The sequence below is a fragment of the Ruegeria meonggei genome, from assembly GCF_900172215.1.
Taxonomy (GTDB): Bacteria; Pseudomonadota; Alphaproteobacteria; order Rhodobacterales; family Rhodobacteraceae; genus Ruegeria; species Ruegeria meonggei.
The window spans coordinates 96,963-117,242 of record NZ_FWFP01000011.1 but is presented as its reverse complement, the minus strand read 5'-3'; the positions used below and the strand labels follow the sequence as shown (position 1 = coordinate 117,242).

Genomic DNA, 20,280 nt, shown 5'->3' with positions numbered 1-20,280 from the left:
AGTCTGACCAAAAAGAAAGGGCCGCAATGACCCTAAATCGGCGCGATGCAATGCAGGTGAGCCTTTGGGCTTTGATGTGCCTCGCTTTGCCGGTACGCGCTCAGGATTTGGTGGCTCTGCCAAACGTCGCGACGCTGGAAGAACTAATCTACAGTTTTGCGGGTGATGCACCGCCTGAGAAAGGTGGTGTTTCCATCGGTATGGAAGCCATTGCCGAGGATGGCTATCGGGTACCGGTGACAATTGACGCTCCCTCAGCAGAGGAGGTCATGTTGATCGCGCCCGGCAATCCGGTTCTGCCGGTTCTCAGGGCGCGGTTCGGACCTTTGGCTGGCGCACAGTCCATCGCAACGCGCATGCGCCTGGGGCAATCTCAAGAGGTTTTTGCCCTCGCGCGCCTGCCGGGCGGTGGTGTCAACCGTGGTGCTCAGGCGGTGTCAGTTATCGTTGGCGGTTGCTCATGACAGAGGTGCTGTGACATGGCCACAGGCGTCAAAACCCGTGTCAAGCTACCCAAACAGGTCCGCGCCGGTGAGGTGGTCACGATCAAGACCTTGATCACCCACCGTATGGAGTCCGGGCATCGCCTTGATTCAGATAACCAGCCTATACCCCGGTCGATCATCCATCGTTTTCTGTGCGAATTCGAAGGCGAGCTGGTCATCGACCTCGACATCGGCCCGGGCATTTCGACAAACCCGTTTTTTGAGTTCCAGGCACTTGTTCCGGGACCTGGCGTTTTTACCTTTATTTGGTTTGACGATGACGGTGCTATCTACACCGATAGCCGCGCGATTTCGGTCATGTCATGATGCCGACGAAAGTGGCGGTTCTGATCATGCGTGGAATTTGTAAGCGTTGGGCGTTGAAAGACTGTGGATCAAAAGTGCGGAAGGCCATGCTCGCCATCTGTGCCTGCTTTGGCATTCTTCCCGTTGCCGGGGCAAGGGCAGAAGCGAAGGACGGGGACGTGGAGCTTGGGGCATATCTGTCTGCGGAATGTGTGACTTGCCATCAGGTAAATGCGCAGACGGAGGAAATCCCACAGATTGCCGGGCTTGATCCCAACGCATTTATGGCCGCGATGCAGGCGTATAAGGCCAAACAGCGTGAACATCCCATCATGCAGATGATGGCCGGGCGTCTAAATGATGAAGAAATAGTGGCGTTGGCGGCCTACTTTAGCACGTTAGAGTGACATGGGCCGCAGGGAGGGATTCAGATGACCTGGAACAGACGCAAATTTCTGGGTGCCGCGACGGGCGCTTTGTCAGCGCCAGCAGTGCTGGCGGAGGGCAGCGGAAAGCCCCGTGTCGTCGTCGTTGGTGGTGGGGCCGGGGGGGGAACGGTCGCGCGATATATTGCCAAGGATAGCGATGGTGCAATCGATGTCACCCTTATCGAGCCGTCACAGGTGTATTTCAGCTGCTTCTTCTCCAACCTCTACATCGGCGGACTGAAATCGATCGATGAGATCGGGCACACTTACGGTGCGCTTGCTGCAAATTACGGTATCAACGTTATCCATGACTGGGCCGTTGCGGTCGATCGGGTCGACAAAAATGTGACTTTGGCAGGTGGTCAGGTGCTGCCCTATGATAAGCTGATCCTGTCACCGGGTATCGATTTCATCGAAGGGTCTGTTCCAGGCTGGGATCTATCGGTGCAGACTAAAATGCCCCACGCTTATGAGGCCGGTTCTCAGTCTCAGCTTCTGCGTGCCCAGATCGAGAACATGCCCGAAGGCGGGGTGTATGCAATGGTTGCGCCACCAAACCCTTATCGCTGCCCGCCCGGTCCATACGAGCGTATTTCGATGGTGGCGCATGTTCTGAAAGCCACCAACCCGACGGCCAAAATCGTTATTGCCGACCCTAAACCAAAATTCTCCAAAATGGCTCTGTTCGAGGATGGCTGGGCCACGCACTATCCGGGCTTGATCGACTGGATCGGCGAAGATTTTGGCGGCGGAGACGTATCGGTAGACCCGGATCAGATGATGCTGACGATTGACGGCGAAGAAATGGCTGTTGATGTTTGCAATGTCATCCCTGCGATGAAAGCCGGACGTATTGCTGAACTCGCGGGTGTTACGGATGGCCGATGGGCGCCGGTCAATTCGGCTGACATGTCGTCAAAAACCGACCCGGATGTTTATGTTCTGGGCGATGCCTGTCAACAGGGCGACATGCCAAAATCTGGATTCTCGGCCAATTCGCAAGCCAAGGTCTGCGCCAATGCTGTCCGGGGTTCGCTGACCGGGTCCCGAATATTCCCGCCTAGATACGCAAACACGTGCTGGTCATTGATCGCTGTAAATGACGGTGTCAAAGTCGGTGCGACATACGAAGCGACCGAAGAAAAGATTGCACGAGTTGACGGCTTTGTCAGCCAAGTCGGTGAGGACGCTAATCTGCGCAAGACAACCTACGAAGAATCCGAGAATTGGTACGCCGCCATCACAGCAGATATGTTCCACTAGGAGCTTTTTTGCGGAATTTGTTACCAACTTCGGAGGGTCTTGTCCGAAGAAACGCGGCCCCGACCAATGCGCGCCGGTAATTTCTCGGGCGATGGCCGAGAGCGAGCGATAGGGCCGACCGTTCCAAGTAAAACCATCCCCTGCTACATCGACCACATGGGTCACGCCATACCACTCGCGCAGCAGGCGCCCGCCGGGTTTAAGCGCAGGGCATTGGGGCCGGGACTTCTTCTCAGAGCCTTTTCCCAGCGTGGCTTTGACTTGTCGAGACAGCCCGCCATGACGGCGGGACTGCATCTCAAAGGCAATGAAACGGCGCAGGAAGGGTTGGCTGAGCATAGCGGGTGCGGGTTGATCAAACAGTTGCTGCCAAAGCGTGACCAGATCCGAGCGACCAATGGCGGCCAGATTGGTGACATCGCTAAGGGGCAGGGCTAAAGCTGCCGGAACGGTTCGACATGGCCGGGTTCCTGGACATCGTGCTGCAGGTCCTAGGGTTGACCAAAGAGAATGTTCGCGCCCGGGCGGTAAGCATTCTTGGCGAAGGCATCGTGTCCAAGATCGAAACCGCCATCGACTTTCTGCGCATTCTCTTCACCGAAGGCCCGGCGGGTATCTGGCAGATGCTTCTGGAGCAGCTTGGAAATCTGAAAGATGCGATCATAGATGAAATCAAGTCCTGGGTAATCACCAGTATCATCGAAGCCGGGATCAAATGGATCATCGGCCTGCTGAACCCGGCCAGCGCCTTCGTGAAGGCCTGCATGATGATCTACGATATCGTCGTCTTTTTCATTGAACGGGGCCAGCAGATCATCTCGGCGGTCAATGCGATTGTCAATGCGTTAGGCGCCATCGTCGCTGGCAATATCTCGGCCATGGCGCAGGCCGTCGAGGGGGCACTTAACCGCATTTTGCCGGTGGTGATCGGATTCCTTGCTTCGCTTCTGGGACTGGGTGGAATTTCAGATCGGATCCGTTCGATCATCCAGGCCATTCAGGCACCCGTGAACCGCGCAATCGACTGGGTGATCAACCTGGGTGTCTCGATGGCGCGGCGTATTGCTGGGTTATTTGGCGGCGACCAGAAGGATGACGAGGAACAAGAGCAGGCGGCTGATCCCGAAGTTCAGGCGCGGATTGACGCCGGGCTTCTTGACCTGCGCGAGCGGAATACGGCAATGCTCGACAGAGGCGCAATCACTCTGGAAGAGGCTGAGAATGACCTGCCGCTCTTTAGGCATGCACAGCAGCAAAAGACCCAGATGAATGTCCGCCTGGTTCCGAATTTTATCTAAGGTAGCATCAAAATGACCCGAAAATTTGCCTTTGATGCCTTCATAAAGACCCTTCCCAAGGACGGGCCAGGCGATGCGTTATCTGACGGCATGCTCGAAAAATATGGGGGCGTTGTTCCCGCGGATCTGACCCAACATTGGCAGGCGCACGGTTTGGGCAGCTACGGAAATCGTGCGCTTTGGTTCATTGATCCTGACAAGATCATCGAGGAAATCCGCCGGTTCGAAGGCGCTGAAACCGCTATTCCCTTCGCACGCACGGCCCTGGGTATGGTGTTTTCACTGGTTGAGGAAGGTGTCGTCATGACCTTCCCGCAATCAAATTTGACAGAATTTTCTTCGCCAAATCTCAACGTTTGGGGTTTTGGATATTTTCGAAGCCCAGACAAGAACCGCGGCATTCTTTCTCTGGACATAGCCGAAAAACTGGAACCCCGGCTCGGCCCGGTCGACAAGGATACGTGCTATGGACTGAAGACCGCCCTCGCATTGGGCGGGGGCGACGCGCCGGAAGATTATGCAGTCGTCAATCTGGCGGTTTATCTGGATATCCTCGCCTCAGTTCACGCCGAAACTTAAGGTTGGTGCGAACTCGTCGGACAACATCGCTATTCCCAACACGCGGCTGTTCTGTTTGACCCCTGACGGGGTCCCATCTTAGTGCTGGGTATCAAAAGGTGAATTGTAAGGCGAATGAGAAAGTCTTATGACAGAATCTGATTTCAAAGCCCGACGCCCGGTTGAGATTGCGTTTTCGAAGAACTGGACCATGCCGACATGATTGACCTGAGTGATCTCAGCCCTTTACGCGAAAGCCGTAACTACAAGATTTTTCAACATCCCGAACTTGAAGACGCGCTGTTGAAAGTTCGTGTCGACGAAGCCGTTCGCGACCATTTTATCCCGCGCTATGCGGAATGGCGGTATGGCAATCTGCGGCAATGGAATCGCGAGGCAAACGAGTATCTGGCGGCGCTGCACCGGGGCTGCCCTGAGATCGAGCGGCTGGCGCAATTTATGGGATATGCTCCGACTTCGGTCGGGCCGGCCATGGTTGTTGAAAAAATGACCGGTTCGGATGGCGATCTTGCACCGACTCTGCACGCTGAACGGGTGGCACTGGACAAAAAAGATCAGGAAGGGCGCCAGCGGCTGCATGATGAGCTGATGGACCTTCTGGACGATCTCAAGCGCGGTCAGATCATCGTTGGCGATCTCAGCTTCGAGAACGTCGTGCGGGCGCAGGAACGTGGCGGGAAGCTGACGGTAATTGATGGTTTAGGCGAGAGGGTCATGTTCCCACTGGCCCTGTTCAGCACGTTTGCTTTTGAGAAATCAATCGAACGCCGCCGCGCGCGGATGTCCAAAGGTTTCGGACTACAAGCAAGTTAACCCGGACCGAGTGTTTATCCGGCTGCCTGCAAAGGCGTGGTGTTTTCAACCTCTTTCCCAATCTCATTAATCAGGGCAATTGCCGCCGGGTTGCGGCGTTTCAAATGCGTGCGGGCGACATAGGCGATGCGGGGCGGATCAGGGAACACATCGTCGATCACCTCCATATCCGCAGTGACATGCAGACCATTCAGTAACGCAACCCCCAGCCCCGAGCGGACTGCCGACTGAATGCCAGTGGCACTGGGGCATTCCAAAACGCTGTCAAAGCGGTGCGGTCCCTGTCCGATGCCCCATTGCCTATAAAAGCACTGATTGTCGAAGGACAAAAACGGTATGGGCGATGAGGTGTCCAAAGGGAACTCAGGCGATTTCACCCAATGCAGCGTGTCCTCGAACAGGATCAGATCATCCGGCATCACGTCATGGCGAAAGACCTGCATCACCGCCACATCCAGCTCTCCAGCTTTCAGCCAGCGCTGCACGTTCAGGCTCTGACTGGTGCGGGTGCGGACCTGAACATCCGGATAAAGCCGCGTAAACCGCCCCAGAATCCGCGCGATGCGGCTTGTGGTGGTGTCCTCGGTCATTCCCAGCCGAATGGCCCCGGTCAAAGGTTTCTTGCCCAAGGCCGACAGCGCTTCGTCATGCAGGTCGGTGATCCGCCGGGCATAGTCGCACAGGCGTTGGCCGGCATCGGTGAACAGCGGGCCACCGGGGCGCCGGGCCAGCAGGTCGCAATCCAGTGCAAGTTCCAGCCGCCGAATCTTATGGCTGACCGCCGATTGCGACAGGGCAAGATGTTCGGCCGCACGCGTGACCCCGCCATGGGCCGAAATGGCCAGCAAGGCGCGCAGGGCATCTATTTCCAATCGTTCAGCCATTCCCATTCTCATGACAAAAGTAGATTGCTGAATGACAATCATTCATTTGAGTCACATGGTAACGCCGGTCTACAGACAGGGAAAGGCAAATCTTCGGAGTATCCCATGTCTCATCTTGTCATTGACCATGCCCTGATCAACAGCACGCGTATTGCCCATGGAACCCATGGTGCAGGGATACCTGTGGTTCTTCTGCATGGCACGCCGTCTTCCTCGTATATCTGGCGCAATGTTCTGCCGTCTCTGGTGAATGCCGGCTACAAGGTTCATGCCTTCGATCTGTTGGGGTTTGGACTGTCAGAACGGCCCTGGGACCCCGAGATCGATACCTCGGTCACTGGGCAGGTTCCGATCCTCGATGGTCTGCTGGACCTGTGGGGTCTGGAGGATATGCACCTGATCGGCCACGATATCGGTGGCGCTGTGGCAAAGCGATTTGCGTTGCAATCGCCCCAGCGCGTCCGGTCTCTGACCGTGATCGACCCAGTCAGCTTCGACAGTTGGCCGTCGAAACGCACGCAAGAGCAGATGCAGGCCGGTTTGGAACGTCTGATCAAAGCGCCAGATGCAGATCATCGCGCCCATTTCCGCGACTGGTTGCTTTCCGCGGTGCAGAACAAGCGGCGAATGGCAGATAGTTCGATGGACATCTATCTTGATTTCATCACCGGTCCCATCGGGCAGAGCAGCCTGTTTCAGCACCAAGTTCGCCACTATAAGCCACACCACACCAATGACATCGCTCCGCGATACTCCGATTTGGGCGCACTGCCGGTTCAATTGATCTGGGGCGCTGAGGATACGTGGCAGGTGATCGACTGGGCGCATAAGCTGCACAGTGCAATCCCGGGGTCCGAGCTGCATATCCTCGAAGACTGCGGACACTTCGCGATGGAGGATCAGCCGGAACGGATCTCGGACCTGTTGGTCGACTTTCTGAATCGGGCGGGCTGATCCATGGCAGAGACCGAAACACCAAACCGGCGGCACCTGACGACACTGTTCGAAATCACCGGCTCGGTTCTGGCGATGGCCTATGCTTTGCTGATCGCCTCGAACACAGGGACCGAATTGCTGGGGTTTGCGCTATTACTGCTGTCGGCGGGCCTGTTCGCCGCCTGGGCAGTGATTGACCACCGCTGGACCTTCCTTTTGCTGCAGGGGTTCTATGCCGCTTCGGCTGTCATTGGCTTGGTCCGATGGGCCTAAGCCGTGTACTGGACTGGCAATGGGTTGCCAGTCCAACCAATGCGTTACAGTGCCGACCGCATCGCAGTGATGATCGCATGATGCAGCGTTCCGACCGAGGCGCGCGGCCCGTACAGGCTGAACAGCCGGGACGTCCGGCAAAGCACGAAACAGCCAACGTGGTGAATCGAGCATCGCGCGGCGCTACCTTCATCCAATGTGCGCAGATCAAGCTGGCACAGCAGTTCCAGAACAGCCGGAATGCCATCTCCGCTGAGGTCGAAGCGGGTCCAGGCATCTGTCTGTTCGGTGACTGATGCGGTCTCGCCCATGGCTGTTGTGGCCTGATCGGCAATCTCTTCATGCGTCTCAAAGGGTGCCTCGACCATCCACTGCTCTGGGCCTGCCCAAAACGCGGTCAGGGCCTCTCCGGATGTCCTGCCGATGCCTGGTGCGGGGGAACCGATCAACTTGGCCAGGGCTTTGGCGGCCTTGCTTTCCTGCCCCAGACGCGCCGCAACTGAGGCCAGGGCAACGCCCGGTACTTCGGTACATGTGACCGCGCCCACTGTTTCGACGCATGGCTCAGACCCACCCAGGGCGGTTATCGCAACAAGATCATGCACGGACACGTTCTCCCTCTGGGTCGACAAAATGGGCTGAGACTATTTCGACCTCGACAGTCAGGTCGGTCACAGGGGACACAAGGCGCATCTGTTCGCCCAGCCGGTTTCCGCCGTTTTTCAGAAATCCCAGACCGATGCTGCTGTTCAAGCTGGGCGAATAGGCGGCTGAGGTGACGTATCCCTGATCATGGGCCGCATCGACCGGGCCTTCGGTGTTCATCAGGTGCCCGCCAGCGGTAATCTTATGATCCGCATCTACCGGCTTGATACCAACCATCCTCAGCGCATCCGGTTCGTTCAGGGCCTCTCGCTCGGACAGGGTTGAGCCGATACTGTCCTTTTTCTTGGACACCATCCGGCCCATCCCAAGGTTCAGGGCCGTGGTGGTGCCGTTCAGCTCATTGCCTGCGGCATGGCCTTTTTCGATCCGCATCACGCCCAGCGCTTCGGTGCCGTAGGGGACGACGGCAAACTCTTCGCCCTCGGTCATCAGCCGCCGCATCAACGCGTCGCCGTATCGCGCGGGGACGGCGATTTCAAACGCCAGCTCGCCCGAGAAGGAAATACGGAACAGGCGCGCGCGCAGGCCCCCGCAGACGGTGATGTTGCCGCAGGCCATGAACGGGAAGCCTTCGTTCGAGATGTCGAATTCAGGGTCCACGATCTTTTGCAACAACTTGCGCGCATTCGGACCAGCCACCGCATATTGCGCCCAGGCTTCGGTGGTTGAGATCAGCTGCACATCCATGTCCGGGCACAGGCATTGGCGAACAAATTCCATGTGACGATAGACGTTGGCTGCATTGGCAGTGGTGGTGGTGACGACAAAATGATCCTCGGCCAGCCGGCCGGCTGTTCCGTCATCCATCGCAATGCCATCCTCGCGCAGCATCAAGCCATAGCGGGTCTTACCCACCGCCAGTTTGGCAAAGCCATTGGCGTAAATTCGGTTCAGAAACGCTGCTGCATCGGTGCCTTGTACGTCGATTTTCCCAAGCGTCGTGCAATCGCAAACCCCGACCGAGGCGCGGGTCTGACGCACTTCGCGGTCAACCGATTCACGCCAATGCGTCTCACCCGGCAGGGGGAACCACTGGGCGCGCAGCCAGTTGCCAACCTCGACAAACACCGCGCCGCGTTCCTTGGCCCAGTAATGCGAGGGCGTCAGGCGGGTAGGGTGGAATTCTTGCCCCCTCATCCGGCCCGCAAAAGTGCCAATCGGGACTGGTGTATAAGGTGGACGAAAGATAGTCGTCCCGGTCTCGGGGATCGACTTGCCAGCCACCTCGGCCATGATCGCAAGACCACCCATGTTCGAGGTCTTGCCCTGATCTGTCGCCATGCCAAGGGTGGTATAGCGTTTCAGGTGCTCGACCGAGCGGAAGCCTTCCTGATAGCTGAGTTTGACGTCTTTGACCGTCACATCGTTCTGCTGATCCAGCCAGGCGCGTTTGCATCCCTCAACGCACCAGAACGGTTTCTGCGCAACCGGCGCGTCTTCGGCCTTGGGCAGGTCGGGCAGGGCGCCGGACAGCTCCAGCAACTGCGCGGCCTCTTCGGCACCGGATTGCAGCGCCCCATGCGTCGACATAACACCGTTTGCAGCACCAGCAACGGACAGGCCCACAGGCAGGTCGGGGCCGGGGACAAAGGCGGCCAGTGCTTCGTTCCAGGCCGGACGGCCCCGTTGGTGGCAGGTCAGATGCACATTCGGATTCCAACCACCGGACACGCCCAGCGCTCCGCAGTCCAGTGTGCGGGTTGTGCCATCAGCCAGGGCGACTTCGACAAAAGTCAGACCGTGACGGCCTTTGGTGTCAGTCACCTGAGCGCCGCGCAGCACCTCATAATCGTGGCTGGTCGGGGCATCGTCGCGCACGTCAACAACTGCAGCGATCTTGACGCCCTTGGCATGCATGTCAGCGGCAGTGCGATGCCCGTCGTCATTGTTGGTGAAGATCGCCACACGCTCGGACGCGGTGACGGCAAAGCGATTGGCGTAGCTGCGCAAGGCCCCCGCCATCATGATGCCGGGTCGGTCGTTGTTTTCAAAGGCAATCGGCCTCTCGGTGGCACCTGCACACAGCAAGGCACGCTTGGTATAGATGCGCCACAGAATCTGGCGGGGTTTGGCCGCAGGAAGGGTAGGCAAGTGATCGCCCGTGCGTTCGACTGCGCCATAGACGCCATGATCAAACGCACCGATCACCGTGGTGCGCGGCATCAGGCGAACGTTGGGCAAAGCGGAAAGTTCTGCCACGGCCTGTGCAGCCCAGTCGCTGGCGCTGTGATCCCCCAGCGTGAAGGTTTCGCTGTTCAGCCGTCCGCCCAGCGCAAAGTCCTCGTCGGCTAAAATGACATCCGCGCCAGCGCGCCCTGCGGTGAGCGCGGCCATCAACCCGGATGGACCAGACCCGATGATCAGCAGATCACAGTGGCGGAAGCCCTTGTCATATTCGTCCGGATCGTCCTCCATCGAGAGCGAACCCAAACCGGCGGCGCGGCGGATCATCGGCTCGTACAGTTTTTCCCAAAACGCTGCGGGCCACATGAACGTCTTGTAGTAAAAGCCAGCCGACAGGAAGTTCGAGAACAGATCGTTCACTGCCAGCGCATCATATTTCAGGCTGGGCCAGCGGTTCTGGGACTGCGCCTCAAGCCCGTCGAACATCTCGGTTGTTGTGGCGCGCGTGTTGGGTTCCTTGCGGTTGCCTGTGCGCAGCTCGACAATGCCGTTGGGCTCTTCTGACCCGGCGGTCAGAACTCCGCGCGGGCGGTGGTACTTGAACGATCGCCCGATCATTCGCACACCATTGGCCAGCAGGGCTGAGGCCAGTGTGTCACCCGAATGGGCGGTATAGCTGCGATTGTCGAACCGGAAGTTCAATGTGGTGTTGCGGTCGATCTGGCCGCCGCTCAGCCGGTTGGTCTGGGTCATTTGGATCGCCCCCGGGCGCGGGCCACGTCGCGGGCCAGTTCTACCTTGGAAATCTCGTGCGTCATCGTATTCCGTGTGACGACCAGCCAGGATCGGTCGCCTGCTTCGTGAAACCAAAGCTCTCGGTGTTCTCCGACAGGGTTGTCACGCAGGTAGGCGTATTCATAGAACGCCTCGGCCGCGTTTTCGGCCTGCCAGTCGGGGCGGTCGATCAGGGATGCATCACCCAGATATGCAAATTCCGAGGCATCGCGCGGTCCCAAAAGGGGGTGGTTGATGATCATGTCCGTGCTCCCCTCAGTGCAGGTTGGGCTGGTTGCCCACGCCTTTTTCGTCGATCATCCGGCCCGTGCGGAACCGGTCAAACCGATAGGCGGTAGCGGTTGGATGGGGTTCGTCGCGAGCCAGCAAATGGGCAAAGCAATAGCCCGAGGCCGGCGTGGCCTTGAACCCGCCATAGCACCAGCCGCCGTTAAAATAGAGCCCCTCGACCGGTGTACGATCGATAATCGGCGAGCCGTCCATCGACATATCCATGATGCCGCCCCACATGCGTAACAGTCGTGCCCGGCCAATCATCGGCATCAGGGCCATGCCGCCCTCGCAGACATCCTCGACCACTGGCAGATTGCCGCGTTGCGCATAGGAATTGTACCCGTCCAGATCGCCGCCAAAAACCAACCCGCCCTTGTCCGACTGGCTGACATAGAAATGGCCCGCACCAAAGGTGATGACCCCAGGCAACAAGGGCTTGAGACCTTCCGACACAAAAGCTTGCAGCACGTGGCTTTCGATCGGCAGTCGCATTCCAGCCATCCCCATCACACGGCCCGAATTCCCCGCAACGGCACATCCGACTTTGCCCGCTCCGATGAACCCTTTTGAGGTCTCGACCCCCAGACATTTGCCATTCTCGATCCGAAACCCGGTGACCTCGCAATTCTGGATGATGTCGACGCCATGACTGTCGGCCGACCGCGCATAGCCCCAGGCCACCGCGTCGTGGCGCACTGTTCCTCCGCGCCGCTGCGCCAGCCCGCCTTTGATTGGAAAGCGCGCGTCGTTGAAGTTCAGATAGGGGTATTCCTTGCGCACCTGATCGGCGTCCAGCAACTCCGCATCGGCCCCGTTCAAGATCATCGCATTGCCGCGCCGCGTAAACGCATCGCGTTGCGCGTCGGAATGGATCAGGTTGATGATCCCGCGCTGGCTGACCATGGCGTTATAGTTCACGTCCTGCTCAAGCCCTTCCCACAGTTTCAGGGAGAACTCATAAAACGGCTCATTCCCGTCCAGCAGATAGTTCGAGCGGATGATGGTCGTGTTCCGCCCGACATTGCCACCGCCGATCCAGCCCTTTTCGATCACCGCTACTTTGCGCTGACCGTAAACTTTGGCAAGGTAATGCGCCGTGGCCAACCCGTGGCCGCCGCCACCGATAACCACGATGTCATACTGCGCTTTGGGTTCTGGATCGCGCCAGGCCGGTGTCCAACCTTCGTGGCCGGTAAGCGCCTCTTTGATGACTCGGAATCCTGAATATCGCATGAATCGGACCTTTTTTTCCAGAATTCACTAAAAACCAAGGTCATGATATCCTCAGATGCGACATCAATACGTCTGAATCAGACCTCAAGCTTCGAGCGTTTCGAAAAACCACTCGACAAAAGCTGTGACCTCAGCCGAGTTGCGTTGAACCGCCAGAAAATACCCTTCGCTGGCCGGGGCAGAGGCATCTGTCGCCTGTACGACCTGCCCGGACTGCAGAGCGTGTTCCGCAACCAGAGCATTCACCAGAGCCACACCATTCCCAGTTGTCGCCAGTTGTAATGCCAGCCCGTAGGAATCCACATAAAATGACGGCGTATGGACAGTATGCCCGGTCGCATCGGCCCATGTCACCCAATTGTCCGACGTGCCTACGGATTCGATTAGAGGCAGATCCCGCATGTCACCTTTCAGAGCAGGGGATTTTAACGCAATCAGTCTGTTCGGCCGCAAAGGCGTAGCATCCTTTCCCACTTGCTTTTCAGACCCAAAGCGAATTTCGACATCCGCACGCGAGGCTGCGTATTCATCGGGCCAGATCGTGCTGACAAAGCGAATTGACGTGTCAGGATGTTCCGCCTGAAACCGAGGCAAAGCGGGGGAAATCACCCATTCCAACACGCTGACCGAGGCCGCGACGGTAATGTGGCGCGCGCGGTCCTCGGTCAAATAGGGCAGGGCAGCCGTTTGCAACATTTCCAGTGCGGTCTCGATCTGGGGCAACAGTTTGCGCCCCTCGTCGGTCAGCGACAGCCCACGCGCGTGGCGGTGAAACAGCATTACACCCAGCCGCGTCTCCAGTGATCTGATCTGCTGGCTGACGGCGGATTGGGTCAGCCCGATCTCTTCTGCCGCAGCGGTTGAACTAAGCCTGCGGGCGGCTGCTTCGAAGGACCGGAACCAGGTGAGCGGAGGTAAGGATTTCGACATCGGTAACCTACATATAAGAGTCACTAATACCTAAGACCAAACTTCTTTCGTTTGTCAAAGTGTAGCGCCGCCAGAGATAGTCGTCAGACCAAAGGTGGGGGAAGGTTTTGGAACCGAATATCCGAAAAATCGTGACTTTTGACGAGGAAGTTCTTGTCGAAGGGTTTCGTAAAGCAGACCGCCCGTGGCGGATGTTTGCAGTGGCCGCAGTGGTGTCAAATCCCTGGGCCGGACGGTATGTCGAAGACCTGCGGCCCGAGATATTGGCCTATGGCCCCGTCCTGGGAGAGATTCTGACCAACCGGATGATTGCGCTGGCCGGAAGCGGAGATGCCATCGAGGCCTATGGCAAAGCTGCTGTTGTAGGGTTGGATGGTGAAGTAGAGCATGCCTCAGGCCTGATCCACACGCTGCATTTCGGCAATATCTTCCGTCAGGCTGTTGGCGCAAAATCGTACCTGTCGTTCACTAACACACGAGGCGCGGCGAACGCTCCGATCATGGTGCCGTTGATGGACAAGAACGATGCAGGGCGGCGGTCGCATTACCTGACGCTGCAATTTGCCATCCCCGATGCACCGCGTGCTGATGAGGTCGTTGTGGTGCTTGGCGGCGCTACGTCGGGTCGACCGCATCATCGAATTGGTGATCGCTATCAGGATTTGAAGGATCTGGGTCATGACGTGGAAAACCCGGCCTCGGTCTGAGTTTGGCGGGCTGGCCGCAATAGACGAGGGCCTAGGGCCGCTGGTTGTGCTGTTGCACGGCGTCGGCCTGAGGGCCGAGGCGTGGGGTGGGCAGATTGGACCTCTGGTGTCGGCTGGCTATCGCGTTCTGTGCCCCGATATGGTCGGGCACGGCGAAACTGTGTTTGTTGATCCGGATGGGTTGGACAGCTACGCCGCGCCCATCGCGGATCTTTTGCAGGAGCCCGCTGTTCTAATCGGCCATTCGATGGGTGCTGTGCTGGCGACGCGGATTGCCGCGACAGGTCAGTCTCAGATCAGGGGTGTGGTGGGATTGAACGCTATTTTTCAACGCTCTGCACAAGCGCAGGATGCCATCCTGGCCCGCGCGCGCGCGTTGGACGGCGTGAATGTGAATGACCCGTCGGTCACGCTTCACCGCTGGTTTGGTGGGAAAGTGTCGGCAGAGCGGGATGCTTGTGAGCAGTGGCTTAGGGATGTCGACCCGCGCGCATACAAGGCCGCTTATACCGCTTTTGCCGAAAGCGACGGACCAACCGCAGCGCAACTGTCCGGGATTGCATGTCCGGCGTTGTTCATGACTGGCGCTGATGAGCCGAACTCAACCCCGCAAATGTCGCGTGCGATGGCGGAACTGGCACCTCGGGGACGGGCCGAGGTTCTATCAAATGCCGCCCACATGATGCCCATGACCCATGCGGCCGAGGTCAATGCCATCCTGCTGGCTTTTCTTCAGGAGTGTTTTTCATGACGGTTCTGGACCCGCGCGCCCTGCGCGACGCCTTTGGCAGCTTTATGACGGGTGTGACCGTCGTGACCACACGGGATCGGTCGGGCGCTCCGGTTGGATTTACGGCCAATTCTTTTTCGTCTGTATCGCTTGATCCGCCATTGTTGCTGGTTTGTCCGGGCAAGTTCCTGTCCAGCTACGAATTGTTCGCGGGGTGCAGTCACTTTGCGGTCAACATTCTGGCCGAAGGGCAGCAGGACGTCTCGAACACGTTCGCGGGGTTCAAAGGCGACCGCTTTTCCAAGGTTGCCCATCGCAGCGGCGCCAATGATCTGCCGCTGATCAATGACGCAGTGGCACAGTTCTGCTGTGAAACGGTTCAGGCCGTTCCAGCGGGGGACCACACAGTCCTTATCGGCAAGGTAGTAGAGTTCACGCACAACCCGGGCGACGGTCTTGGATATGTCGGCGGGTCGTATTTCAGCCTGGGCCTTGAACGTGAGATTGACGCGACAGTTCCAACAGTTTGCGGTGCCATAATCGAGGCGGGTGGCAAAGTGTTGTTGGACAACGAAAAAGGCGTGTTTTCACCAATCCAGATCGCCGGTGCGGAGCCGGGCGGACAGCGTAACCGGTTGGCGATGGGGCTGTCTGAACGCGGAATCTCGGCACAGATCAATCAGGTCTATTCGGCCTTCAATGATGCTGACTCCAAGCTGCACTATACGTTCTTTTTGGCATCTGCGGATCAGGTTGATCCGCCTGAGCACGCGGCGTGGGTCCCGATCAATGATCTGCCCAACCTGAGTTACGCCAACCAAGGCATTCACCACATGATGACCCGCTTTGCGCGCGAGGCCCAGACAGGCGATTTCGCCCTGTATCTGGGGGACGCAAAGCAGGGTGAAATCCACAGTTTTCGTTGAAGGAGCCGTCTGATGGAGTTTTCATTATTTGCCCATATGGAGCGTCTGACCCCGGAACAGCCCCATGACGTCCTGTACGACGAATTCGTCAGTCTGGTGAAAATGGCTGACGAGGGCGGGATGCGCGCGGTCTGGACGGGCGAGCATCACGGGATGGAATTCACCATCGCGCCCAACCCGTTCCTGTCGCTGGTTGATCTGGCCCATCACACACGTAATGTGCGGTTAGGCACCGGCACTGTGGTGGCCCCGTTCTGGCATCCCATCAAATTGGCGGGTGAAGCCGCTGCTGCGGATCAGATCACCAAAGGTCGCATCGAACTGGGTATCGCGCGCGGGGCGTATTCCTTTGAATACGAACGTCTGGCCCCGGGCATGGACGCCTGGGAAGCCGGGCAGAAAATGCGAGAATCCACGCCGCTGTTGCCTAAGATATGGCAAGGGGACTGCGCCCATGAAGGCGAGTTCTATTCCTTTCCGGCCACGACCTCGGCGCCAAAACCGTTGCAGGATGGAGGCCCTCCGATCTGGATCGCGGCGCGTGACCCCAACAGCCACGAATTCGGAGTCCATAACGGGTTCAATATTCAGGTCACACCTTTGTGGCAGGGAATGGAGGAGATCGAGACGCTGATCACGCGGTTCAACGATGCCTGCGACAGCTATGCCGGGCCGCGCCCGAAGGTCATGCTGTTGCACCACTCTTACGTCGGAAAAGACGATGAGGATGTGGCGCAGGGTGTCGAAGACCTGCGGCGGTACTACAATTACTTCGGAGCCTGGTTCATGAACAAACGCCCGGTCCAGCAGGGGCTGATCGAACCGATCACCGAGGCCGAAATGGATGCCAATCCGATGTTCACGCACGAAAAACTTGGCCAGGATCTGACGGTTGGCACGGCGCAGCAGGTGATCGACAGGATCAAACGCTATGAGGATCTGGGCTATGACGAGTTTTCATTCTGGGTCGATAGCGGCATGACCAATGACCGCAAACGTGCCTCTCTGGCGCGATTTATCGACGACGTTATGCCGGCATTTCAGTGAGGACCACAATGGGAAATCTTCCACATTATCAACTGTTCATTGACGGCACGTGGACCGAGGGCTCGGACGCGCAGGTGATGACGTCCGAAAACCCGGCGACCGGACAGGGCTGGGCCAGATTCGCCTGCGCGTCCGCCGCAGATGTTGACCGGGCTGTTGCTGCTGCCAAACGGGTTTTGGATGATCCGGCGTGGCGTGACATGACCCAGACGGCGCGTGGAAAGCTGCTGTATCGCCTGGCGGATCTGGTGGCGGAACACGCGGGCCATCTGGGTGAGTTGGAGACAACAGACAGCGGCAAGTTGCTGGTGGAAACAGCGGCACAGACAGGGTATGTTGCCGACTATTACCGTTACTTTGCCGGGCTTGCTGATAAGGTCGAAGGAACGGTGCTGCCCATCGACAAACCCGACATGCACGTGTTTACCACCCGTGAACCTATCGGCGTTGTGGCTGCGATTGTGCCATGGAATGCCCAGATGTTCCTGACGGCCACCAAGCTGGGTCCAGCGCTTGCGGCCGGGTGTTCAGTGATACTGAAAGCCTCAGAAATTGCGCCCGCACCGATGCTGGCGTTTGCCCGGTTGATTGAACAGGCTGGGTTTCCGCCCGGGGTCGTCTCGGTCATCACCGGCGACGCCCAGAACTGTGCCATTCCGCTGACCCGGCACCCGGATGTCGACCGCATCGCCTTTACCGGCGGGCCGGAAACCGCGCGCCATGTGGTGCGCAATTCAGCCGAGAATTTTGCAGTGACCTCACTGGAGCTGGGTGGAAAATCCCCTATTCTGGTGTTCGAAGACGCCGATCTGGATGGCGCGGCAAATGGGTTGATCGCGGGGAACTTTGGCGCCTCAGGGCAAAGCTGTGTGGCGGGCACACGCGGTTTGGTGCATCGGTCCATTCTTGAACCCCTGATTGCGCGGATTACCGAGAAAGCCAGCGCCATTCGGTTGGGTGACCCGCTGCACGCAGATACCCATGTTGGTCCGCTTTGTACGGCAGCACAGATGCGCAAGATCGAGGACACACTGGCCAAAGCACAAGGGCAGGGTGCGGCGATCCGGTTTGGGGGAAAATCTGCGGAGCGGGCGGGGAACTATATGGAGCCCACGCTGGTTGAATGTGCAGCACCCGATACCGAAACGCTAAAGGTCGAAATGTTTGGCCCCGTGATGTCTTTGCTGCCCTTTGATACCGAGGAGGAGGCCATCGCGCTGGCCAACAGCACGCCCTACGGGCTGGGCTCTGGCGTTTTTACCCAGAACCTTGCCCGCGCGCATCGGGTGTCAAAACGGATCAGGTCGGGGATTTGCTGGGTGAACACCTATCGCGCAATCTCTCCGATCGCGCCGTTCGGCGGGTTCAATCAGTCCGGCTATGGGCGCGAGGCAGGCGTCGAGGCGATGCTGGATTACACCCGCACCAAAACAACCTGGATCAGCACCGCGCAAGCGCCGATGGCGAACCCGTTCGTAATGCGCTAAGCCTGTGCGCAAGCAGGGATGGGAGCACGGGCATGAAACTGGAAAACCCGAAGTTTACGGCACCGGCGGATGCTGATGATCGCAAAGCCATCACTCCGGTCATTTGCTATCCGCCCGAAACGCTTGTTCAGCCTGATCTGAGCGGTTTGCGGCAATTGCGCCAGAGTGCAGCGAAAACGGCCGAGGTTACCGCGGGTGCGCGTGATGCGGCCTGTATCGATGTGCCTGCTGGGGCTTTTGTCCGCGTTGTGTCAGTCGATGGTCCTCAGGTCGGTGATCTGAACATGTGGAACAGGCACGACCTGACCGAGCGGTTCTATTCCGGGAAGACCCGCGCCCTGCACGGCACGCACTTGTCCACCGGGGATCGCATGTGGTCCAGCTTTCCCAATATGCGACCCATGGCGACCATCGTGGGGGATACGTTGGACTGGTACGGGTTCGATGACTTTGGCGGTTCCGTGCATGATGTAATCGGGACGCGCTGTGATCCTTACACCGGCCGGTTGCTGTCGGGCGACGATTACCATCATTGCTGCCATTCCAACCTGACCCGCGCCCTGGCCAACCATTGCGATCTGCCGCTGCATGAGGCCGAGATGCTGGTGCACGACGTTTTGAACGTGTTCATGTGTACCGGTTTTACCCGTGATACCGGGCAATACTTCATGAAGGCCAGCCCCGTGAGGCCCGGCGATTATCTGGAATTCTACGCCGAGATTGACCTGATCGTTGGTCTGTCAGCCTGTCCTGGTGGCGACTGTTCGTCGGAGCATTCATCCGACACAGCAGCCTGTTATCCGTTACTGATCGAAGTATTCGACCCCGGCCAAGAAGCACGCGCTGCGCATGTCCAACCGGCGCGATCAGCGTATGACCGGACCCACGGAACCGGCTAACGCGTCAGGCGTTGCCCCAACCGATCAAGCATCCGGCGACACAGGTCCAGCTGCTCGATCTCAAGGAATTCATCCGCCTTATGAGCCTGTGCGATTGAGCCTGGCCCGCAGACAATCGCGTGCACGCCCAGTTGCTGAAACAGGCCAGCCTCAGTCGCAAAGGCTACGACACCGGTGCCGTTCGCGCCTGTTAGTTCGGCCACTAGATCGCGGGCGGCGTTGTCATCCATCGGCTCAAGCCCGGCCACTTCGGCGGTGATGTCTTGGATAATGTCGGCGTCGTTATGAACGGCCTGCATTGCGGGCAGTAGGGTCTGGGTCACGTAATCGGACATAGATTTTTTAACAAAATCAGCGTCGCTGGCCTGAACCGGGCGCATCTCCCAACCGACCTCTGCCTTGCTGGCGATGACATTGTGCGCCACGCCGCCGTTGAAAAAACCTATGTTTAGCGTGGTCCAGGGCGGCTCGAACACGCTGCCTTTGGGCGCGCGGGCCTGCAGGGCATGGCGTAGCTCTAACAGCTTGCCGACATAGCGCGCGGCGTATTCGGCTGCGTTCACGCCATCATCAGGGGCCGAGCTATGGCCTTCTAGCCCAACGAACCGGGTAGTGTATTCATAGCAGCCCTTGTGCCCTTCGATCACCCGCATCTCGGTCGGCTCACCAATGATGGCAATGTCCGGCACGATGCCTCGATCCGACAGATCACGCACCAGATGCTGCCCGCCGAGGCAGCCAGTTTCTTCGTCATAAGTGAAAGCAAAGTGCAGCGGCTGGGTCAGTTTGCTGACATCCAGCGTCTCAGCAAAAGCCAGCGTGGCGGCAATGAACCCCTTCATATCGCAAGTGCCACGGCCAAAGAGTTTTCCGCCATTCTCAACCATCTGAAAGGGGTCTGTGGTCCAGTCCTGATCGGCGACTGGCACCACATCCGTGTGTCCTGACAACAAAATGCCGCCGGGCATGTCGGGACCCAGTGTGGCAAATACATTGGCCTTTTTGCCGGTCTCATCGCGGGTTTCGATGCAACGCGCGCCCAGTGTCTCAAGCCGTTTGGTTAGGTAACTGATGATCTCAAGGTTGGAATCGACCGAGACAGTTTCAAAACCGATCAGGTCAGCGAGGATGTCGATGGATCGTTGTAGTGTCATGGCCTTACGAACTTCTTTCAGATGCTTGTCCAAACACAGTCGCA

General features: G+C 58.2%; 22 protein-coding genes and 1 pseudogene. 15 read left to right on the top strand and 8 right to left on the bottom strand.

Features of this window, described 5'->3' with window-relative positions; all coding sequences use genetic code 11:
* Nucleotides 1-26 precede the first annotated feature (26 nt).
* Genes RUM8411_RS17415 through RUM8411_RS17400 form a run of 4 tightly spaced genes read left to right on the top strand, consistent with a single transcriptional unit; the run spans nucleotide 27 to nucleotide 2,482 of the window.
* The gene (locus RUM8411_RS17415) at nucleotides 27-464 is read left to right on the top strand and encodes a thiosulfate oxidation carrier protein SoxY (RefSeq protein WP_159453924.1); all 438 of its coding nucleotides are present in this window, start codon (nucleotides 27-29) and stop codon (nucleotides 462-464) included.
* Between the two features lie 15 nt (nucleotides 465-479).
* Nucleotides 480-812: a thiosulfate oxidation carrier complex protein SoxZ gene (gene soxZ, locus RUM8411_RS17410; RefSeq protein WP_085823992.1), complete on the top strand. Its 333-nt coding sequence runs from the start codon at nucleotides 480-482 to the stop codon at nucleotides 810-812.
* A complete protein-coding gene (locus RUM8411_RS17405; protein ID WP_085823991.1) occupies nucleotides 809-1,198 on the top strand; it encodes a c-type cytochrome in 390 nt (129 codons plus the stop codon). The genes soxZ and RUM8411_RS17405 overlap by 4 nt, the downstream gene beginning before the upstream one ends.
* Before the next feature lie 24 nt (nucleotides 1,199-1,222).
* A complete protein-coding gene (locus tag RUM8411_RS17400; protein WP_085823990.1) occupies nucleotides 1,223-2,482 on the top strand; it encodes an NAD(P)/FAD-dependent oxidoreductase in 1,260 nt (419 codons plus the stop codon).
* 102 nt (nucleotides 2,483-2,584) lie between these two features.
* Here the strand turns inward: RUM8411_RS17400 and RUM8411_RS17395 are convergent.
* Nucleotides 2,585-2,845: pseudogene (locus RUM8411_RS17395) on the bottom strand (DUF2924 domain-containing protein); the annotation flags it as partial.
* Nucleotides 2,846-2,940: 95 nt separating this feature from the next.
* Between RUM8411_RS17395 and RUM8411_RS17390 the strand changes: the two are divergent.
* From RUM8411_RS17390 to RUM8411_RS17380, 3 genes are all read left to right on the top strand, one after another.
* Nucleotides 2,941-3,780: a phage tail family protein gene (locus RUM8411_RS17390; protein WP_085823989.1), complete on the top strand. Its 840-nt coding sequence runs from the start codon at nucleotides 2,941-2,943 to the stop codon at nucleotides 3,778-3,780.
* A gap of 12 nt (nucleotides 3,781-3,792) precedes the next feature.
* On the top strand, nucleotides 3,793-4,359 hold the full coding sequence (locus tag RUM8411_RS17385; protein WP_085823988.1) for a GAD-like domain-containing protein: 567 nt from the start codon (nucleotides 3,793-3,795) through the stop codon (nucleotides 4,357-4,359).
* Nucleotides 4,360-4,557: 198 nt separating this feature from the next.
* The gene (locus tag RUM8411_RS17380) at nucleotides 4,558-5,172 is read left to right on the top strand and encodes a YrbL family protein (protein ID WP_085823987.1); all 615 of its coding nucleotides are present in this window, start codon (nucleotides 4,558-4,560) and stop codon (nucleotides 5,170-5,172) included.
* A 14-nt stretch (nucleotides 5,173-5,186) separates the two neighbouring features.
* Here the strand turns inward: RUM8411_RS17380 and RUM8411_RS17375 are convergent, their stop codons facing one another.
* Nucleotides 5,187-6,056 (bottom strand): LysR family transcriptional regulator, encoded by an 870-nt coding sequence (locus tag RUM8411_RS17375; protein WP_200818601.1) that lies wholly within the window; start codon nucleotides 6,054-6,056, stop codon nucleotides 5,187-5,189.
* A gap of 105 nt (nucleotides 6,057-6,161) precedes the next feature.
* Here RUM8411_RS17375 and RUM8411_RS17370 point away from each other — a divergent pair, with 105 nt between their 5' ends.
* A complete protein-coding gene (locus tag RUM8411_RS17370) occupies nucleotides 6,162-7,010 on the top strand; it encodes an alpha/beta fold hydrolase (protein ID WP_085823986.1) in 849 nt (282 codons plus the stop codon).
* A gap of 3 nt (nucleotides 7,011-7,013) precedes the next feature.
* A complete protein-coding gene (locus tag RUM8411_RS17365; protein WP_085823985.1) occupies nucleotides 7,014-7,265 on the top strand; it encodes a hypothetical protein in 252 nt (83 codons plus the stop codon).
* A gap of 44 nt (nucleotides 7,266-7,309) precedes the next feature.
* Here RUM8411_RS17365 and RUM8411_RS17360 read toward each other — a convergent pair whose 3' ends face one another.
* The 5 genes from RUM8411_RS17360 to RUM8411_RS17340 form a co-directional block, all read right to left on the bottom strand.
* Entirely contained in the window at nucleotides 7,310-7,870 is a 561-nt protein-coding gene (locus RUM8411_RS17360) for a sarcosine oxidase subunit gamma (RefSeq protein WP_085823984.1), read from the bottom strand.
* Nucleotides 7,863-10,808 (bottom strand): sarcosine oxidase subunit alpha family protein, encoded by a 2,946-nt coding sequence (locus RUM8411_RS17355; RefSeq protein ID WP_085823983.1) that lies wholly within the window; start codon nucleotides 10,806-10,808, stop codon nucleotides 7,863-7,865. The genes RUM8411_RS17360 and RUM8411_RS17355 overlap by 8 nt, the downstream gene beginning before the upstream one ends.
* Nucleotides 10,805-11,092, bottom strand: coding sequence for a sarcosine oxidase subunit delta (locus RUM8411_RS17350; RefSeq protein ID WP_085823982.1), 288 nt, complete (start codon nucleotides 11,090-11,092; stop codon nucleotides 10,805-10,807). Before RUM8411_RS17350 ends, RUM8411_RS17355 begins: the two co-directional genes overlap by 4 nt.
* 13 nt (nucleotides 11,093-11,105) lie before the next feature.
* Nucleotides 11,106-12,356 (bottom strand): sarcosine oxidase subunit beta family protein, encoded by a 1,251-nt coding sequence (locus tag RUM8411_RS17345; RefSeq protein WP_085823981.1) that lies wholly within the window; start codon nucleotides 12,354-12,356, stop codon nucleotides 11,106-11,108.
* An 84-nt stretch (nucleotides 12,357-12,440) separates the two neighbouring features.
* On the bottom strand, nucleotides 12,441-13,286 hold the full coding sequence (locus RUM8411_RS17340; protein WP_085823980.1) for a LysR family transcriptional regulator: 846 nt from the start codon (nucleotides 13,284-13,286) through the stop codon (nucleotides 12,441-12,443).
* Between the two features lie 107 nt (nucleotides 13,287-13,393).
* On the opposite strand from RUM8411_RS17340, the gene RUM8411_RS17335 reads away from it, so the two are divergent.
* The 6 genes from RUM8411_RS17335 to RUM8411_RS17310 are packed head-to-tail and all read left to right on the top strand — an operon-like array spanning nucleotide 13,394 to nucleotide 19,082.
* Nucleotides 13,394-13,993 carry an amino acid synthesis family protein gene (locus RUM8411_RS17335; protein WP_085823979.1) on the top strand — a complete coding sequence of 200 codons (600 nt, stop codon included), beginning with the start codon at nucleotides 13,394-13,396 and terminating at the stop codon, nucleotides 13,991-13,993.
* On the top strand, nucleotides 13,965-14,744 hold the full coding sequence (locus RUM8411_RS17330; RefSeq protein WP_085823978.1) for an alpha/beta fold hydrolase: 780 nt from the start codon (nucleotides 13,965-13,967) through the stop codon (nucleotides 14,742-14,744). The genes RUM8411_RS17335 and RUM8411_RS17330 overlap by 29 nt, the downstream gene beginning before the upstream one ends.
* Nucleotides 14,741-15,649, top strand: a complete 909-nt coding sequence (locus tag RUM8411_RS17325; RefSeq protein WP_085823977.1) for a flavin reductase family protein — start codon at nucleotides 14,741-14,743, stop codon at nucleotides 15,647-15,649. Before RUM8411_RS17330 ends, RUM8411_RS17325 begins: the two co-directional genes overlap by 4 nt.
* A gap of 12 nt (nucleotides 15,650-15,661) precedes the next feature.
* A complete protein-coding gene (locus tag RUM8411_RS17320; protein WP_085823976.1) occupies nucleotides 15,662-16,696 on the top strand; it encodes an LLM class flavin-dependent oxidoreductase in 1,035 nt (344 codons plus the stop codon).
* A gap of 8 nt (nucleotides 16,697-16,704) precedes the next feature.
* Complete coding sequence (locus RUM8411_RS17315) at nucleotides 16,705-18,183, top strand: aldehyde dehydrogenase (protein ID WP_085823975.1); 1,479 nt, start codon at nucleotides 16,705-16,707, stop codon at nucleotides 18,181-18,183.
* 32 nt (nucleotides 18,184-18,215) lie between these two features.
* Nucleotides 18,216-19,082: an urea carboxylase-associated family protein gene (locus tag RUM8411_RS17310; RefSeq protein WP_200818600.1), complete on the top strand. Its 867-nt coding sequence runs from the start codon at nucleotides 18,216-18,218 to the stop codon at nucleotides 19,080-19,082.
* Here the strand turns inward: RUM8411_RS17310 and argE are convergent.
* Nucleotides 19,079-20,236, bottom strand: coding sequence for an acetylornithine deacetylase (gene argE, locus RUM8411_RS17305; protein ID WP_085823974.1), 1,158 nt, complete (start codon nucleotides 20,234-20,236; stop codon nucleotides 19,079-19,081). The genes RUM8411_RS17310 and argE overlap by 4 nt on opposite strands.
* Between the last annotated feature and the right edge of the window lie 44 nt (nucleotides 20,237-20,280).

Excerpts from the sequence above, each read along its gene's own strand:
- RUM8411_RS17415 (WP_159453924.1), top strand. The coding sequence starts at position 27 with ATGACCCTAAATCGGCGCGATGCAATGCAGGTGAGCCTTTGGGCTTTG.
- soxZ (WP_085823992.1), top strand. The coding sequence starts at position 480 with ATGGCCACAGGCGTCAAAACCCGTGTCAAGCTACCCAAACAGGTCCGC.
- RUM8411_RS17405 (WP_085823991.1), top strand. The coding sequence starts at position 809 with ATGATGCCGACGAAAGTGGCGGTTCTGATCATGCGTGGAATTTGTAAG.
- RUM8411_RS17400 (WP_085823990.1), top strand. The coding sequence starts at position 1,223 with ATGACCTGGAACAGACGCAAATTTCTGGGTGCCGCGACGGGCGCTTTG.
- RUM8411_RS17390 (WP_085823989.1), top strand. The coding sequence starts at position 2,941 with ATGGCCGGGTTCCTGGACATCGTGCTGCAGGTCCTAGGGTTGACCAAA.
- RUM8411_RS17385 (WP_085823988.1), top strand. The coding sequence starts at position 3,793 with ATGACCCGAAAATTTGCCTTTGATGCCTTCATAAAGACCCTTCCCAAG.
- RUM8411_RS17380 (WP_085823987.1), top strand. The coding sequence starts at position 4,558 with ATGATTGACCTGAGTGATCTCAGCCCTTTACGCGAAAGCCGTAACTAC.
- RUM8411_RS17375 (WP_200818601.1), bottom strand. The coding sequence starts at position 6,056 with ATGGCTGAACGATTGGAAATAGATGCCCTGCGCGCCTTGCTGGCCATT.
- RUM8411_RS17370 (WP_085823986.1), top strand. The coding sequence starts at position 6,162 with ATGTCTCATCTTGTCATTGACCATGCCCTGATCAACAGCACGCGTATT.
- RUM8411_RS17365 (WP_085823985.1), top strand. The coding sequence starts at position 7,014 with ATGGCAGAGACCGAAACACCAAACCGGCGGCACCTGACGACACTGTTC.
- RUM8411_RS17355 (WP_085823983.1), bottom strand. The coding sequence starts at position 10,808 with ATGACCCAGACCAACCGGCTGAGCGGCGGCCAGATCGACCGCAACACC.
- RUM8411_RS17350 (WP_085823982.1), bottom strand. The coding sequence starts at position 11,092 with ATGATCATCAACCACCCCCTTTTGGGACCGCGCGATGCCTCGGAATTT.
- RUM8411_RS17345 (WP_085823981.1), bottom strand. The coding sequence starts at position 12,356 with ATGCGATATTCAGGATTCCGAGTCATCAAAGAGGCGCTTACCGGCCAC.
- RUM8411_RS17340 (WP_085823980.1), bottom strand. The coding sequence starts at position 13,286 with ATGTCGAAATCCTTACCTCCGCTCACCTGGTTCCGGTCCTTCGAAGCA.
- RUM8411_RS17330 (WP_085823978.1), top strand. The coding sequence starts at position 13,965 with ATGACGTGGAAAACCCGGCCTCGGTCTGAGTTTGGCGGGCTGGCCGCA.
- RUM8411_RS17325 (WP_085823977.1), top strand. The coding sequence starts at position 14,741 with ATGACGGTTCTGGACCCGCGCGCCCTGCGCGACGCCTTTGGCAGCTTT.
- RUM8411_RS17320 (WP_085823976.1), top strand. The coding sequence starts at position 15,662 with ATGGAGTTTTCATTATTTGCCCATATGGAGCGTCTGACCCCGGAACAG.
- RUM8411_RS17315 (WP_085823975.1), top strand. The coding sequence starts at position 16,705 with ATGGGAAATCTTCCACATTATCAACTGTTCATTGACGGCACGTGGACC.
- RUM8411_RS17310 (WP_200818600.1), top strand. The coding sequence starts at position 18,216 with ATGAAACTGGAAAACCCGAAGTTTACGGCACCGGCGGATGCTGATGAT.
- argE (WP_085823974.1), bottom strand. The coding sequence starts at position 20,236 with ATGACACTACAACGATCCATCGACATCCTCGCTGACCTGATCGGTTTT.